Raw genomic sequence first — 15,772 nt, 5'->3', positions numbered from 1 at the left:
TTAACTACCTCCTAATTTCTTCGGTATTGCTTTTTCTTTATATAATGGTTGACTCTTTGTTAGAGTCTTTGGTTGCCATATGCCAATTGCAAATACAGTAGCCATAAATAGCAAAAATAGCATTAACCCAGATAAATCTGATTGAATAATCACTTTTACGAGATTGTAAGAAATAACTAATGAAAAGAAAGGGGAAATAACCCATGTTTTTACTAGTTTGGTAATGATGGTTTTCTTCCAGAGTGCTTTACCTAAATCTGATGCACCTACTCCTAAAATACTACATGTTGTTACTTGAGTATGTGGAACAGGGATACCAAAGATAGAAGCAATAATGACCAGTGTAGCTCCAATTCCCGAAACAGCTCCGCCCTGCATTAAACTTAGCTTCGTAATTCGTTTTCCATTTGTTTCGATAACTTTTCCACCAAGGAAAATCGCACCTAGAGCGATAAAAATACCGCCATAAAAGGTTCCTTGTTCCATACTAAGTAACCCCGCTGCTACAAGCGGTCCGACTGAATTGGCGACATTATTCATACCGGCAGAAAAAGCTTCAAAAAAACCTGTAATGATGACACCAATAGCAAGAATTTTAGACCATTTTCCTTTCGTTAGATTTAGTATTTTCTTCTGAAGGTATTGAATGATCTTATTGGCAAAGAAAGCAAGTAGGAAGGATGTAATTGGTACGATAATCCAAAACGCAACGATAACAAGCAAGGTTTTAACATATAAAATTTGGAAAGCAATGCCGACCCCAGCTACTGCACCAACAGTAACCTCACTCGTGGAAAGAGGGATACCACTTAAGTTTGCGATAAATAGGGAAAGGGATGCAGAACTGATTATGATTAGGGCAATGTGTAACGAGATGATATTTTCTGGAATAATTTCCGACCCCAACGTTTTCACTACTTCCTCGCCACCTAAAACAGCACCCAAAAAAACACCTATACCACATAAAAATAACGCAATTCGTTTGTTTCTTATTGCATTTGATCCATATGCAATTCCCATCGAAGCAGCTGCTCCACTGGCTCCAATATTAATCGCAAAAAAGAAAGCTACGATAAATAAGAGTATGGTTATCAAAGTAAACAGTCCTTACTTATGCTTGATGCAATCCACATTCGTTTTTGTTAAAATTTGCCCACCTACCAGAGCGACTATCTTTTCCATCAGGAACAGGTAAGGTACACATAGCACAGCCAATGCTTGGATAGTTAAGGTCGTGTAGTTCATTATAAGGAAGATTATTTAACGTGATATAGTCCCAAATATCCTCCCATGTCCAATGAATTAATGGACATATTTTCACACGCTGAAACTTGTCATCCCTATTTACATACTCGGTTTTACTTCTCTCTAAGGATTGTTCTCGTCTTAAGCCGGAAAACCAAGCATCGACTTTGGACAACTCTTCTTCTAATGGTTTTATTTTACGAATATGGCAACACATATTGGGATTTCGTTCCCATAGCGATTCCCCATGATCTTTTGCTTGTTGCTGTAAGGATAGAGAGGGTTCTACCATTTTAATTTTTAGTTTGGGATATTTATTTTTTATTTTTTCAATCAGTTTGTATGTTTCATTAAAGTGTAGGTGTGTATCTAAGAAAATAATTTTTGCACGCGGATTTACTTTGGAGATTAAATCGATCAAGACAATACCTTCTGCTCCAAAGCTACAAGAATATACGATTTTGTCTTCATAAACGTTGTAGGCCCATTTGATCACGTCCATAAAGTCCTTTAATTCTTGGTTGAGTTGATCTTGTACCTGATCATCCCAATTTTCGTAGGTTAGTTTTTTCTTCATATCCATCCCCCGCTTCGCTAAATTGACAAGTAAGCATTTCTAATTTTTAGAAATTCTAGTTAGGTATTTGTCTTAAAACAATGTATTCAAACGTATAGGCGATTGTTAAAGTGAAAGAGCCCAAATTCATAAATAGATGCTAGAAAAATCTGTAACCAATCATCTCTAGGCGAATATACTTGGTGTATATGGTTCCATCAAAATAAATAAAGGAATGTGTTAGGTTGGGAGAGATACTTGGATGAAAGTAAGCATTTACCAAGGAAAAAATCATACGGATAAAAAAGCAGCTATTACTATAGTTATTGATGTTTTACGAGCTTTCACAGTAGCTCATTACGCTTTTTTACGGGGGGCAAAACAAATTTACCTGGTTTCTACCAAGGAAGAAGCCTTTCATATGAAGAAGGATAATCCTGACCTTCTGCTAGTTGGTGAAGAACATGGGGTGGAAATTACTGGGTTTGACCTCGGGAATTCACCATATCAAATTAGTCAATGCGAATTAACAGATAAGACTCTTGTTCAAAAAACGACGAATGGGGTTCAAGCTACATTGAATTGTTTGGCATCCGACCATGTATTTGTAACAGGATTTACGAACGCAAAAAAGACGGCAGAGTTTATAAGAAAGAGATTATTTGATGGGAATAACGAGGAGGTTCACATTATTGCCTCTCATCCAAGTGGTGATGATGACTATGCGTGTGCGGAATATATAAAAGATATACTGGAGGGGAAAACGAGAGTTACATCAGTTAATCATGTTGTTGAACGAATAAAGAATTCACAAGTGGCAAAAAAGTTTTATGAAACTTCGAATAAAGAATTCTTACCAGAGGATATACGGTTCTCTACCAAAGAGCTCTATTCGAGTTTTGTGATGAAGGTAGATAAAAACTGTCCTATTCCGAAGATTGAGAGGGTGCAATTATGATAGAAACGAGTTTAAAGCTACCATCAAGGGAAAATAAACCACGGGAAAATGGATTAACAATTCTAATCGATAACGGTGCTCCCTTAAATTTATTTAAAGATACAATTGAAAGCAACGATGAATACATTGATTTTGTGAAATTTGGCTGGGGAACTTCGCTTGTTACAAGGAATTTAGAGAAAAAAATAAGTCATTTAAAGGATTTGGATATCGAATTCTTTTTTGGTGGTACATTATTTGAAAAATTTGTTAGCCAGGATAGGGTAGAGGAATATTATTTGTTGTGCAAGCGAATGGAGTGTAATTACGTAGAAATATCGAATGGAACCATTGCTCTATCCAATCGTGAAAAAGCGACCTATATTAAAGACTTTACGAATGATTTTGCTGTTTTTAGTGAGGTCGGCAACAAAGATGTATCGATGGCACGAGAACAAGATTCAACAGAATGGCTTGAGAATATACATGAAGACATTGAAGCAGGTGCGAATAAAGTTATTACAGAAGCTAGGGAAAGTGGAAATAGTGGGATATGTCAGGAAAATGGTGAGATCCGTATGGACATTTTTGACTTAATAAAGGCATCTGGAATTCCATTTGAACAGATAATCTTCGAAGCTCCTACAAAGAAGATGCAATCGTTTTTCATCGAACAATTGGGGCCAAATGTTAATTTGGCTAATATTGCTCTTTCAGATGTGATCTCTGTTGAAACGTTGCGTCTTGGATTACGTTCCGATACATTTCACTTTTAATTCTTTCCCGTATGCAACTGGTAGTGGTAGGCCGTCATAAACGTCGCATGTCGGCACTAGCACGTGCTGAGCTTTGTATGCCCCCACATGAAACCTCTGAGGTGAAATCATGGAGGTAAACTTGAGATGAAGAAAACCCCGACTTATTGACGATTAGTTTTATAAAGGAGGAACATCGTATGCGAGAAACAAATAAAATCTTTCACTTAGCAATTCCTTGTAAGGATTTGGAAGAAACAGTTTGGTTTTACGAAAAATTAGGGTGTAAATTAGCAAGGAGGTATGATGATCGGGTAACATTTGATTTTTTTGGTGATCAAGTGGTCTGTCATTTAAGTCCAGAAAACATTGATGAAAAACCAACTATGTATCCCCGACACTTTGGAATTACTTTCTTAGAAAAAGAAGCGTATGATCAAGCTTTGGAAAGTGCTACCAAGGAAGAACTGAAATTCTTCCAAAAACCAATGGTTCGATTCCGAGGAAAACAAGAAGAACATATGACATTTTTCCTCATTGACCCCGCAAATAATCTACTAGAATTTAAATATTACCACGACTCCAGCATGGCTTATTAAAATTTGGTGCCAGGCACTTGTCGAATTCGACAAGTGCCTGGCACCTCTTTTATGAAACAATTAGCATGATTTGACTTGGATTGGAATATGGTTGGAAGGAGGGGGCTGTCCATACAGCTGCTTAGTAATGGTATGGTAAAGGAGTAACTTATGAGGTCATTTTGGAAAAAACATGGACTAGTTATGCTTGGAGGCATTTGTCAGGGATTCGGGATGGGATTATTTTTATTTCCACAATCAATTCCATCTGGCGGTGCTGGAGGAATAGCAGTGCTTCTAAACTACTGGTTTCATATTAATATGGGACCAGCATTATGGCTGGTTAACTTTTCACTCATGTTAATAGGTGTAAAATATCTTGGTAAACGATTTACGTTATGGACGTTTATTGGGATAACAATGACTTCATTCTCAATCGACTTTTTTGAAAATCACTTTTCCATACCAAATCGAAATGTTTTTTATGATCTCCTAATTGGTTCCGTTTTTTTAGGAACTGGTATTGGTATTCTAATGCGAAATAATGTATCGAATGGTGGTGTAGGTGTCGTTGCAGTAATGATTTCTCACTATCGAGATATTCTTCCAGGTAAGCCACTATTTATAATCAATTCCATGATATTTTTAATTACAGCTGCAATAATAAGTTGGGAAATTATATTTTTGGCTCTAATAAGTCAATGGATTTCTACGACAGTAGTGGATATGATTTGTCGAATTGAAATTCCTAGGTCTTACAGCCTTAGTTGGAGAAAAAAACCATAGTGATTACCATAAATTACATAAGATATTCTTTTATAAAGTAGTGTATAATTATATTTTAACTAAATTTAAGGGAGGCTGTAAACATGGGAAGAAAAGCCTTGATTATGAAGCAACAAAAACCGCAAAAATATGATGTCCGTGCGTATAGCCGTTGTAATCATTGTGGCAGACCACACAGTGTCTTGAAAAAGTTTCAGCTATGTCGAATCTGCCTTCGTGAATTTGCTTATAAAGGACAAGTACCAGGATTAAAGAAAGCAAGCTGGTAATTTTGCCATTTTATATATGTAGTCGGGATTTCCCGACTATTACATATGCCTACATAATATGGTAGTTATGTTGTTGTAAGGTAATTGCTATTCGTTCTTTAGAAACATGTTTGTTGTTGTACTCAATTTTTAACTCTCCATCGTCCGTATCCACTAAAACTCGTTCTATTCCATCAACATTGTTTAATATTTCTTCAATATGTTGAATGCTTCCTCCAGAGGTTGCCTCCCTTACAAAAAGTGTTACTTCATCCATTGAGGTTTCTCCTTTCAAATCGCAATTAATTACTTCATCAAAACAGCTTTTACAACTTTAAACATACTTATAACGAAATTTTGTTTTTGTATTTTTCTTACCATCTTTCCCTTTTACATGTAGTAAGAGTAAGACAAGCAGTCCAACAAGAAATGTGAAAATGGAAATCGATATAAATAATCCTGGGCGTGACCACTCCATTAACCGGGAGAATATTGGTGGACCAAGTGCAACTCCAAGAAAGCGAACAGACCCATATAAGGAGGTCACAAACCCTCTTCGTTCTTTTCCTACTGCTCCAGTAATTAAGCTGTTTACACAAGGCAGTATCAATCCAGCACCGATACTACTCAATGCAAGAACAGCCAAAAAAGGGATTATCTTCTCTAAAAACACAAGGGTACCATACGAGAGTGTCATCAGACCAAACCCAATTAGTTGTAGCTTTTTCATTTTCTCAAAGTTCTTCCCAATTTTACTGCCAGTAATATAGGAGGTCGTAACCATAACCAGTAAAGGTATTGCGAGAATTAAACCTTTCAATACACCATCAATCTCATATTTTGTTTCTAGCTTGTCTGAAAGAAAAAACAAAATACCAAAAAGTGTAAATAAACAGGTTCCTCCAGCTAAGTATGTCGTGAATAACCATCTACCTTCATGTTTAAATACACTGAAAAGACCTCGTACATACTTACGGAAGGGTGGCGGTGCTTGACGATTACTTTTTTCTTTCACAAAGAATAGAACGAGTAATAATGAAATGAGGGTTATTGCTGGAAAAGCAAAGAAAACCGAATGCCATATAATCAGACCAAGTAAGGCACCAATAATCGGGGAGAGCACTTTACCAAGGCCGTTGGATGCCTCAAAAATTCCAAGGACACGACTTTGTTCTCCACCTTTAAATAAATCTCCTGTTAAGGCCATTGCTACTGGTGCAGTACCAGCGGCACCTATCCCTTGCAATGTTCTGCCGATTAGTACCCAAATATAAGCTTTCGAAAAAAGAGCTGCAGCGATCCCTGCTAATAACCCACCTAATCCAAATAGGATTAAAGAAGGGATAATGATAATCTTTCTTGAATATCGGTCTGACAAATAACCAACAATTGGAATGAAGATAGCTCCAGCAATTGAAAATACGGTTATGGTTAGACTAACTTGCATTTGGGAAATGTTTAAGGATGATTTCATATCTGGAAATATCGGTATTAACATAGAATTGCCGAGGGTCATAATAAGAGGAATGGAACCTATTGCAGCAATTACCATTCCTTTATTTTTGGATTTCACCATTTTTCTACTCCTTGCCTTTTCAAGAATGCTGTCTTTTATTTTACATTTATTGGCGGTGGTACAATCCAGCCTTTGTCCTTTGTTATTTGTAAGAGTTTAACCTCATTTTCTTCTTTTTGTGTATGAAAATCGCCAAACATCTCACGGATGTCTTCACGATTTGCTATCCCCATAATATAGCTACATTGAACTTTGGTAGAAATTAATTCCTTTTGGATTAAAATAGCTATTTCAGCATCATTAAATCTTGCTCCTGCAGGAATGTCCTGTACCTCCACATTTGGACGATCTGGTGGTGCTGGTGGCAGACGGATTCCAGTCTCTTTTAACAAAGCTTCAACCTGTTGGGCTTCCTGTGTAAAGACACTTTCTAACAGTTCCTCTAAAAATGCTTTTAAATCGTTGTCGCCAGTGTGATTTATCAAAACCTGCGTTGTAACTAGATACCCTTTTGCGTTAAATAAATAGGACCAAAGATGATAAACTTCACCTGAATGCAAAGGTTCTTCTTCGGATTTTCCACTTAGAACTCCCAATATTTCACCCCCTTAATAAAGCGTGTTTATAGTTTACCTAAACAAAGAAAAAATATAATATCTTCGAGTTAATAGTTGTAAAAGTTTGTAAGGATCAGCCAAATAAAAACATCCACTGCATTCAGCAGTGGATCGGAAGTATGTAACATTCATTTAATTTCCCTTTACGCCATAAATAATGCACCCTACACCAAGAAAAATCCAAAAGAATTTTTTAAGAGATAATTGATCAGCTATTCCAAATAGACCAATGGTTGTAGTTAATAGTAAAACCAATGGACCGATGAAGGCCAGGGAGCTGTTTACAATTAATGCTTTCTCTACATCATTGAAGCGGATCATTAAAAATGCAGCGAAAATTTCGATGAATCCAGATAATAAACGAAGGGATGCCATTCCTAGCACTGCTTTCTCCAATAAAAAAAACATATTATTCTCCTCCTAGTGTACCTCTTTCCTTCACCATTTATATGCACTACTTGTACACCTAAGGACGAAAAATAAATAATTTCCAAATTTATCCGCATTTAACTGATAGGACGACATCAAACGCGGCGTCCTGTCGAATTGTAGGCACTAGCACGTCCTGTGTCTCGTAAGATCTCCACTCCAAACCTACAGTAAAACCAAAGAGGGATAAACTAAAAGTCGAATATCCATTTCGTTCATCTAACAATAAGCGGGAATGAATAAAATACCCATGGATTGAAGCTTCACTTTATTGCACAAAATCATCTTTGTTGTCAATATACAATGATCCATCCGGTTGCACCTCTGCATAAAAAACCTCAGATAGAGAATTTATTCCTGCTAGCTGGAGCTGTTGTTCAATCCAATTTTCATCTAAATTAAGTCTTTTTAGGTTATTGGTGTTAATGATGCCATCAGATATGACTTCCGTAGCGGTTGGGTAAATTTTTGCGGTGGAGTTCAGAATATTCATATCCTCCCTTGTTAGTGGTAATTTGTTTTCTTTTAACTTAACAGACAGGTTACCACTTGTTTCGAAAATTGCGTAATCAACATCAGTTAGTGAGAAAACCTTGTTTTTTCTTAATAAAGAGGTGAGTGAATCCATGTCTAATCGAGTTTTTCGAAGCGAGTTTTCCATCACTTTTCCATTTTTAATAACAATAATCGGTTCACCAGTTGTCACTTTACGAGCCTTTTTAAATTTAATGTCAATTATACCCATAGCAATCGTAAATACAGCCCAAGCACTTAGAGCAATTATTCCATTAGTTATTCCAAAATTCTCATTGGTAACAAGAGTTGCAGCAATCGACCCAATAGCAATTGCTGACACAAAATTAAAAAAGGTCATTTGGCTAATTTCTTTTCTTCCCATTATTCGGGCCAGAATAAACAACACGATAAAAGAAAGAATGGCACGGGTAAGAAGCTCTGTTATTTCCATTAGTATATACCTGCTTTCTGTTTTTTAAGTAGTATTTGCTACAGGCTCCCAACTATTCCTTTTTTCTAGTATTTGGTAATAACAGTTTAAGTAAAAGGTTAAGGCATATAAACACCTAACTAAAACGAGAGGATGAAAGGAGGCTTAAGAGGAGATGTGACCTCAAAAGAAAACCGAATGAGTCTCACTCATTCGGTTTATCCTGAACTAAAAGTTTCTTAGTTTGATTAATTATTCTGAGTATGGGATGCGGAATCAGCTTTTGGGCTAGTTTGACCTGGTATCGGTGTATCGTGAATATATGCAGGTGCTTGATTTAAATTGGGAACTTGTCCCATTGCTTCCGGGTTTGCAATATATTCAAAATTGGCTTGTTTATCCATGCTTTGTCCGGTTGCCCATCTCCCTTGTGCACTTTCTTCTCCCTCCGAAAAATTCATAAAAGAATAGGAGACTTCTTGTTTTTCTAATTCTTGAGGGAAAGTGCTCGGAACAATTGGCTTTTGATTTTGTTCGAGTTCTTCAATGGCAGCCATAAATTGGTTTTGATGCATGGTATCTCTTGCAATTAGAAAAGACAGCATGTCCCTTACACCAGGGTCTGTAGTGGATTCGTATAATCGCACGGCCTGTAATCTTCCTTGTGATTCAGCATTCAGATTTGCTCGAAAATCTGCTAGGAGATTTCCACTAGCTATGGTGTAACGGGATGTCCATGGGTAACCGACGCTGTCAGAAGCTTTCGCACCTAATCCTGATACAATAACATGCTGTGGATTCATACCACCTAAAACAGCTTCTACTGCAGGGTTTTGATCAACGATCGCATCTTGTTCTTTTGCAGGAGCACCATCCAATAATTGAGCGATCATTGTGGCAAGCATTTCTACATGTGCAATTTCTTCTGTTCCTATATCAAGTAACATGTCTCGATATTTCTGTTCGCCTCTACAATTCCAACCCTGGAAAAGATATTGCATCATTACGGTTATTTCACCAAATTGACCACCAAGTATCTCTTGGAGCTTTTTTGCATATACTGGGTCCGGTTTTGTTGGCTTCGCATTGTATTGTAATTCCTTAATATGTTTAAACATTGTTAAGAACCTCTCTTCAATCAAATTTAATTTAAGATTATGGTGCACTTTATTGCTAACCCTATACCACAACTTATCAATTTCCTCTATAATAAATAGGTAATGAGAATCAAAGAGGGGAATTATGTTGCAAAAATTAATTAAAATTACGTATGAAAGCATGATGGTTCTTCTTGTCATGCTTACGATCATTACGTTGTGGACAGAAAACACGTATAATTCAATGGTAAATTGGTTGGTTTGGTTTATTTTTTTTGTTGATTTTTTGTTGCGATTTTTGTTCTCAACAGAAAAGTTGGTGTTTATTAAGAAAAACCCTTTTCTATTATTAGCTATTATTCCGTTTGATCAGTTTTTCCAGATTGCCAGGGTTGTTCGTTTATTTTACTTTTTTCGAATCAAGACAATAGCAAAATACTATATATTGCCGTATGTAAATAAAATGAAGATACAATCTATTTCAATTGTGGTGCTGGTACTTCTAGGTCTTTTCTTATTGGAGGCAGCAATCATTTTGAATTTAGAGGAGTCAATAATTAGCTACTTTAATGCAATCTACGTCATTTTAGGTCATATGTTATTCTTTGGACACGAGATCTTTACAATTAATCATGATATATCGATTTGGTTACTGACGATAACTTCTATCGTAGGAATCGTTATACAAGGTGTAGCATTACAGTGGGGCTTTACAAAACTAGAACTGATTTACGAAAAGATTAAGGGGGCGGAACAATCGAAACGAGTTAGTTAATGGTTTATAAGAATGGAATTGCTTCCGTCACGGGTCAACCATGTAGGTGCATATCTTACTAAAGGTTATGCTTTAGATAGGAGGAAAATTATGTATCCAAATTATTCATACCAACAAGTAAGTCCTTATTATTTCAATCCGTTTTATATGGCCTTTCCATCTCCAAATTTATATTTCTATCCTTATGGAGGAATTAGCCATTTTGCTTGGCATCGACAACAACCTATAAACGGACGAGCGACATGGACAGAAGGTGGGCCGAACACTAAGTGTGGAATTCCGTGGTCTGAAAATGAATTTATGACCGCAGCAGTCGGAGTAAATGCACCGTATCAATGTGGTCAGTCCTTAAAAATTAGAAATACTTCCCTACCAGGTAGAGAAATTATTGTAACGGTTGTTGATACAGTCCCTGAATTTAGTGCAAATCAAATTAACCTTCACCGAAAGGCGTTCGAGGCGTTAGGCGCAAACCCAAGTGTTGGAGTCATTAATGTAGAGATTATTCCTGACCCAGAACTAGAAGAGGAAAAATGGGGGAAGTATTTACTAGAGGTCGTTCAAACTGCATACCCAAATCAAAATATAACAGATTATAATGCTGTTGATACAACAGAGATTTCATCAACTAAGACGAAGGAAACATACGAGTTTACGTTACAATCACCTCAAGGTCAATTGAAAGTAAGAGGAAATGTAGTATATAATCCACAAACGAATCGAGTAATTTCGTTTGATATATCGGAAATGGAGCAGTCAGCCTAATCTTTTAAAATCCTTCAACCTGCATGGTTGGGGATTTTTTTATATACTGCCAGGCATCACTAAATGGATTAAATAAGGCAGTGAATGAACGTATTTGTTATAATAGCTTAAGAGATATTTAGAGGGTGAGCAAATGAAAAAAACAATCGGAGTCTTAGCACATGTGGATGCTGGAAAAACGACATTTTCGGAGCAACTGCTTTATCATACGAAAACAATACATAACCGTGGAAGAGTTGATCATAAAGATATCTTTTTGGATAGTCATGAGATTGAAAAACAAAGGGGGATAACTATTTTCGCCGATCAAGCGATATTCACCTATCAAGGTTCTACTTATTATTTACTAGATACTCCAGGCCATGTAGATTTTTCACCGGAAATGGAGCGTGCTATACAGGTAATGGACTATGCGATTGTCATCCTAAGTGCTGTGGAAGGTGTTGAAGGCCACACAGAAACAATTTGGCAACTTTTGCAGCAACATAATGTGCCAACGTTTTTCTTTCTAAATAAAACAGATCGCGAAGGTGCTGACATTAATAGGGTGATGTCTGAGATACGTTCCAATTTATCTGATAATGCGGTGGAGCTTACAAGTGATTTTCGAAAAGAAAATATGAATGAGATGTTAGTAGAGTTTATTGCTGAGCGAGATGAACAGCTATTGGATACTTATATGGAAACAGGCTATGAACCAGAAAAATGGTATCACGCTTTGAAAAAATTGATAAAGAGAAATCGGATCTTCCCATGCTTTCGTGGTTCGGCCTTGAAAGATGAAGGGGTTAGGGAATTTCTAGATATCGTTGATCATCTATCCGATACTTCCTATAGTTCAAAGGAGAAATTTGCTGGCCAGGTATATAAAATACGTCATGATACAAATGGAAATCGAGTTACTTTTATAAAAGCTTTCAGAGGTTCCTTGCGTGTTCGCGATGAGGTGAGTTATGGTGGTGAAGCTAATCAAGTAACAGAAAAAATAACACATGTAAGAGTATATAATGGCGTAAATCATGTGAATGTAGATGAAGTAACAGCTGGGGATCTTTTTGCAGTTCTTGGGATCACGAAAGCCGAGATAGGGGATAGCATTGGAGAAACTAAAAAGAAAGCAAATTTTGAAATGGTGCCTACTTTACGAACAAAAGTCGTTTTTGATCCATCGATATCCACCAAGGAAATGATTGATTGTTTTCAACGATTAGATGCAGAAGATCCTTCCTTACAAGTGATATGGGATGAGTATTTTCAAGAGATTCATATTCATGTGATGGGAGTTATCCAATTAGAGGTGTTGAAGCAGATTGTTAAAAAAAGGTTTAACTATGATGTTACCTTCCAACAACCTGAGATCCTTTACAAAGAAAGCCTAACTACTTCGGTGGAAGGCTATGGACATTTTGAACCGTTAAGACATCATGCTGAGGTGCATTTGAGGCTTGAACCTGCACCAAGGAATAGTGGAGTATTGTTTGCGAACAATTGCCATGCAAATGACATGTCAATTGGGACTCAAAATCTAGTGCGACGGCATTTATTTGAACGTAACCATAACGGGTTACTTACAGGTTCAGCTTTAACTGATGTGAAAATTACATTATTGACTGGGCGTGCACACCCTAAGCATACTTCGGGTGGTGATTTTCGTGAGGCAACCTACCGCGCTTTACGTCAGGGTCTAGAAAAAGCTGAAAATATATTATTAGAACCTTATTACGATTTTAAGATCAAAGTCGACTTGGATGATATGGGTAAAGTGCTAACTGATATCCAGCAGGCAAATGGATTTTTTGAGACACCTAAAACTGAAGAAGAGAAAGCAATAATAGTTGGTAAAGTTCCAGTTGCAACATTTATGAACTACCAAGCTGAATTAGCTTCTTCTACGCATGGAAAAGGAGTTATAAGTTTACGTTTTGGTGGGTATGGTCGTTGTCATAATGAAGCGGAAGTGATACAACGAATTGGCTATCAAAAAGGTTCAGATCCGCAATATTCGTCTAATTCTATATTCTGTGCGAAAGGACAAGGTTTCACTGTACCCTGGGATCAAGCAGAAAATTATATGCATTGTTTAAAATAAAGAATAGAGACTGGTTATGCCAGTCTCTATTCTTTGATGTGAGATCACGAGTAAATAACATATTTAGGAGCGAGCGAATTATTTCGCTTGCTTTGGTCGTTTAATTTAACTTATAGCCACGCAGCGCCAACAATGATTAATAGGATAAACAATACTACGATTAGTGCAAATCCACCACCGTATCCAAATCCTCCAGTAGGAGCCGCATAACCATATCCACAATGATGACCATATCCGAATGACATAACAGAAAAACCTCCTTAAAATTTGTGCTTTTACTTTTGGGTTAATAAATAATTTTCATTAATAACCAACGTAAGCTGTTCCGACAATTATTAAAAGAATGAACAGCACTACAATTAACGCGAAACCTCCGCCATAGCCATAACCAGCTCCAGCAACAGCTTCACTCATTCAATAACACCTCCATGTGTCATTTGTTAATACTATATGACAGTTTCCCCAGTTTGATCTGGGATAGTGTCCCAGATTCCCCAAAATAGGCATCTCCCTATTAACTTCTTCCACGATTACCCTAATGCATCTATCCCTTACAGGAAGTAGTCTTTAAACATATAATGCCATATAGCTCATGGAAAATGGGAGGTGAAGGAATGTCAGTAGCTCATTATTACGATCTATGTAATCGTCATAAAGGGAAGGGTGTAGAAATTCGTACAAAAGATGGAAGAGTCCACAGAGGTATTATTCAACATGTAAACCAACGTAAAGTTTATATACAGCCAATGGGTGGTGGTAGAAACCTAGGTGGTTTTGGATATGGTTTTTATGGCCCAGGCTTTGGAGGGGGAGGACTTGGAATTGGAATTGCACTAGGTGCTATTGGAACACTAGCACTACTTCCATGGTTTTTCTGGTAGGTATAAATAAAATGAAATGGATAGATCAACGCGAAAAGCATCTCATGCAATTAATTGTATGGGATGTTTTTTATAACCTAGCTTGTACAATATGAACTAGAAAAATAGCCACTTCTCATATGAGGAGTGGCTATTTTTTCAGCATATTAAAGCCAAGCTGCTCCAACAATGATTAGCAGAATAAATAGTACAACGATTAGAGCAAAACCTCCACCAGCGCCGTATCCATAACCAGCACCTGCTCCTTGTGCACCATAACCGTAGCCATATCCACCATAACCGAATGACATAGAATCCCTCCTAACTTAGATTAATCATAAAAACAATTAATATCCATACCCACCGTAAGCTGCTCCTATAATGATTAATAGTATGAATAAAACTACAATCAAGGCGAAGCCTCCACCATAGCCATATCCAGCTCCAGCGCCACTCATTAATGCAACACCTCCATAACCATTTGTTATTAATGTATGTTTGTTGGGGATTTGCGATAGGGATAGTATCCTAGATTCAAGCAATTTGGGCTTAATTTTATTTTTAATATCTATATTTAATACAACTGATAAATATTAGATTCGTAGATTTTTGCTAATTATTTATTAACCTGAGCTATTCTTTCACTAGAAAGATGTAGAATTTCTTTTGACGTCAAATTGTTTTCTAACATAAATTTGGATACTAAGTAATAGCCAACGCAATAACCGACCATTTTAGGTTGGAATTTTAGCCCAAATAAATATTCTGGATGTTTACGATGCAATTTAGGGAGATCCTTATTCGGTAAAATGATTCTTTCCCACATGGTAACTAATTCTTCCTCCGTATAGTATAAGGTCCAAGCTGCAGTATACTTCTTACTAAATTGTTCACGAACAGCATTTTCTGCTAACCCCTCTAAAATCACGGAATCTAATAAGACATAGTCTTTTTCTTTTTTCTTATTTTTCGTTAAGCGACATACATGATTGTATTCATGTGTGAACAAAGCACGGATTTCGTTTTTTGTGTTTTCTCCGCTTATAAATAAGAATAATTTGTCATCAAAAGCTAGTCCTGATTTCCCATTATATTCTACATTCATTTGGCGATTTCTTGTATCGGCAGGCAAAATAAAAATCGGGACGTTTGGTCCGTTCCACAGCTTCATTAAGTTTCGCTCTTCTTGTTTGACGAATTCCCAAACATTTAATCGGTGTAGTTCTTGTACAACCTTTTCTCTTTCTTTATCTGGTTGTCGATACATCCCATTCATCGTTAAGTATTGAAAAATATCAAGAGCGGCTACACCATCGAAGAACTTCTCTATTTTTCCACATATTTCAATTGGCTCATCATACAACTCCAGTAACCACTTGTCTGTATGAATAACAGTCATAACAACACCTCATGTAGATTCTTTTTCTCTAAATATATTTAATTTGTGTTCTAATACGATATGAACGGAACATAGGTGGTGTGCGATTAATAAAAGAAATATATGACACATAGGACGAAGACCCTTTTCAATTTGTTCTCAGTTGAATAGAATATTATATATTTATTTTGGGGA

Annotated in this window: 22 protein-coding genes; 9 read left to right on the top strand and 13 right to left on the bottom strand. The window is 36.7% G+C overall.

Annotation, left to right across the window (positions count from 1 at the left end; all coding sequences use genetic code 11):
* Both BMX40_RS16465 and BMX40_RS16460 read right to left on the bottom strand, forming a co-directional pair.
* A complete protein-coding gene (locus BMX40_RS16465) occupies positions 1 to 1,092 on the bottom strand; it encodes a sulfate permease (protein ID WP_090872005.1) in 1,092 nt (363 codons plus the stop codon).
* A 19-nt stretch (positions 1,093 to 1,111) separates the two neighbouring features.
* Entirely contained in the window at positions 1,112 to 1,822 is a 711-nt protein-coding gene (locus BMX40_RS16460) for a phosphoadenylyl-sulfate reductase (RefSeq protein WP_090871957.1), read from the bottom strand.
* Positions 1,823 to 2,063: 241 nt separating this feature from the next.
* Between BMX40_RS16460 and BMX40_RS16455 the strand changes: the two genes are divergently transcribed.
* From BMX40_RS16455 to BMX40_RS16435, 5 genes are all read left to right on the top strand, one after another.
* Positions 2,064 to 2,759 (top strand): 2-phosphosulfolactate phosphatase, encoded by a 696-nt coding sequence (locus BMX40_RS16455; RefSeq protein WP_090871955.1) that lies wholly within the window; start codon positions 2,064 to 2,066, stop codon positions 2,757 to 2,759.
* Complete coding sequence (locus BMX40_RS16450) at positions 2,756 to 3,514, top strand: phosphosulfolactate synthase (RefSeq protein WP_090871953.1); 759 nt, start codon at positions 2,756 to 2,758, stop codon at positions 3,512 to 3,514. The genes BMX40_RS16455 and BMX40_RS16450 overlap by 4 nt, the downstream gene beginning before the upstream one ends.
* Positions 3,515 to 3,693: 179 nt before the next feature.
* A complete protein-coding gene (locus BMX40_RS16445) occupies positions 3,694 to 4,092 on the top strand; it encodes a VOC family protein (protein ID WP_090871951.1) in 399 nt (132 codons plus the stop codon).
* Positions 4,093 to 4,242: 150 nt separating this feature from the next.
* On the top strand, positions 4,243 to 4,857 hold the full coding sequence (locus BMX40_RS16440) for a YitT family protein (RefSeq protein ID WP_090871949.1): 615 nt from the start codon (positions 4,243 to 4,245) through the stop codon (positions 4,855 to 4,857).
* 83 nt (positions 4,858 to 4,940) lie between these two features.
* Positions 4,941 to 5,126, top strand: coding sequence for a type Z 30S ribosomal protein S14 (locus tag BMX40_RS16435; protein ID WP_090871947.1), 186 nt, complete (start codon positions 4,941 to 4,943; stop codon positions 5,124 to 5,126).
* Positions 5,127 to 5,175: 49 nt separating this feature from the next.
* On the opposite strand, the gene BMX40_RS16430 is transcribed toward BMX40_RS16435, so the two are convergent.
* The 6 genes from BMX40_RS16430 to BMX40_RS16405 form a co-directional block, all read right to left on the bottom strand.
* Entirely contained in the window at positions 5,176 to 5,382 is a 207-nt protein-coding gene (locus BMX40_RS16430; RefSeq protein WP_090871945.1) for a heavy-metal-associated domain-containing protein, read from the bottom strand.
* A 57-nt stretch (positions 5,383 to 5,439) separates the two neighbouring features.
* Positions 5,440 to 6,681 carry an MFS transporter gene (locus BMX40_RS16425; protein WP_090871943.1) on the bottom strand — a complete coding sequence of 414 codons (1,242 nt, stop codon included), beginning with the start codon at positions 6,679 to 6,681 and terminating at the stop codon, positions 5,440 to 5,442.
* Between the two features lie 35 nt (positions 6,682 to 6,716).
* Entirely contained in the window at positions 6,717 to 7,217 is a 501-nt protein-coding gene (locus BMX40_RS16420; protein ID WP_090871941.1) for a DUF3231 family protein, read from the bottom strand.
* 153 nt (positions 7,218 to 7,370) lie between these two features.
* Positions 7,371 to 7,646, bottom strand: a complete 276-nt coding sequence (locus BMX40_RS16415; protein ID WP_090871940.1) for a YqhV family protein — start codon at positions 7,644 to 7,646, stop codon at positions 7,371 to 7,373.
* Between the two features lie 289 nt (positions 7,647 to 7,935).
* A complete protein-coding gene (locus BMX40_RS16410) occupies positions 7,936 to 8,634 on the bottom strand; it encodes a YetF domain-containing protein (RefSeq protein WP_090871938.1) in 699 nt (232 codons plus the stop codon).
* Positions 8,635 to 8,861: 227 nt separating this feature from the next.
* A complete protein-coding gene (locus BMX40_RS16405) occupies positions 8,862 to 9,731 on the bottom strand; it encodes a manganese catalase (protein ID WP_090871936.1) in 870 nt (289 codons plus the stop codon).
* 124 nt (positions 9,732 to 9,855) lie between these two features.
* Between BMX40_RS16405 and BMX40_RS16400 the strand changes: the two genes are divergently transcribed.
* The 3 genes from BMX40_RS16400 to BMX40_RS16390 all read left to right on the top strand — a co-directional run bounded on the left by BMX40_RS16400 (position 9,856) and on the right by BMX40_RS16390 (position 13,339).
* The gene (locus BMX40_RS16400; RefSeq protein ID WP_244513632.1) at positions 9,856 to 10,485 is read left to right on the top strand and encodes a transporter; all 630 of its coding nucleotides are present in this window, start codon (positions 9,856 to 9,858) and stop codon (positions 10,483 to 10,485) included.
* A 90-nt stretch (positions 10,486 to 10,575) separates the two neighbouring features.
* On the top strand, positions 10,576 to 11,250 hold the full coding sequence (locus tag BMX40_RS16395) for a DUF3889 domain-containing protein (protein ID WP_244513630.1): 675 nt from the start codon (positions 10,576 to 10,578) through the stop codon (positions 11,248 to 11,250).
* 133 nt (positions 11,251 to 11,383) lie between these two features.
* Entirely contained in the window at positions 11,384 to 13,339 is a 1,956-nt protein-coding gene (locus tag BMX40_RS16390; protein WP_090871934.1) for a GTP-binding protein, read from the top strand.
* A gap of 110 nt (positions 13,340 to 13,449) precedes the next feature.
* On the opposite strand, the gene BMX40_RS16385 is transcribed toward BMX40_RS16390, so the two are convergent.
* Together BMX40_RS16385 and BMX40_RS16380 are read right to left on the bottom strand one after the other, a co-directional pair.
* Positions 13,450 to 13,584 (bottom strand): YjcZ family sporulation protein, encoded by a 135-nt coding sequence (locus BMX40_RS16385; protein ID WP_090871932.1) that lies wholly within the window; start codon positions 13,582 to 13,584, stop codon positions 13,450 to 13,452.
* A gap of 58 nt (positions 13,585 to 13,642) precedes the next feature.
* A complete protein-coding gene (locus BMX40_RS16380; protein WP_090871930.1) occupies positions 13,643 to 13,753 on the bottom strand; it encodes a YjcZ family sporulation protein in 111 nt (36 codons plus the stop codon).
* A gap of 200 nt (positions 13,754 to 13,953) precedes the next feature.
* Between BMX40_RS16380 and BMX40_RS16375 the strand changes: the two genes are divergently transcribed.
* Positions 13,954 to 14,220, top strand: coding sequence for a hypothetical protein (locus tag BMX40_RS16375; protein ID WP_090871928.1), 267 nt, complete (start codon positions 13,954 to 13,956; stop codon positions 14,218 to 14,220).
* Between the two features lie 146 nt (positions 14,221 to 14,366).
* On the opposite strand, the gene BMX40_RS16370 is transcribed toward BMX40_RS16375, so the two are convergent.
* The 3 genes from BMX40_RS16370 to BMX40_RS16360 all read right to left on the bottom strand — a co-directional run bounded on the left by BMX40_RS16370 (position 14,367) and on the right by BMX40_RS16360 (position 15,598).
* A complete protein-coding gene (locus BMX40_RS16370; RefSeq protein ID WP_090871926.1) occupies positions 14,367 to 14,510 on the bottom strand; it encodes a YjcZ family sporulation protein in 144 nt (47 codons plus the stop codon).
* A 36-nt stretch (positions 14,511 to 14,546) separates the two neighbouring features.
* Positions 14,547 to 14,657, bottom strand: a complete 111-nt coding sequence (locus BMX40_RS16365; protein ID WP_090871924.1) for a YjcZ family sporulation protein — start codon at positions 14,655 to 14,657, stop codon at positions 14,547 to 14,549.
* A gap of 158 nt (positions 14,658 to 14,815) precedes the next feature.
* The gene (locus BMX40_RS16360) at positions 14,816 to 15,598 is read right to left on the bottom strand and encodes a DUF2268 domain-containing putative Zn-dependent protease (RefSeq protein ID WP_090871922.1); all 783 of its coding nucleotides are present in this window, start codon (positions 15,596 to 15,598) and stop codon (positions 14,816 to 14,818) included.
* Between the last annotated feature and the right edge of the window lie 174 nt (positions 15,599 to 15,772).

Origin of the sequence: Oceanobacillus limi (assembly GCF_900111445.1) — a bacterium.
GTDB classification, from domain to species: Bacteria; Bacillota; Bacilli; order Bacillales; family Amphibacillaceae; genus Ornithinibacillus; species Ornithinibacillus limi.
This window is presented reverse-complemented; position numbering and strand designations above follow the sequence as displayed.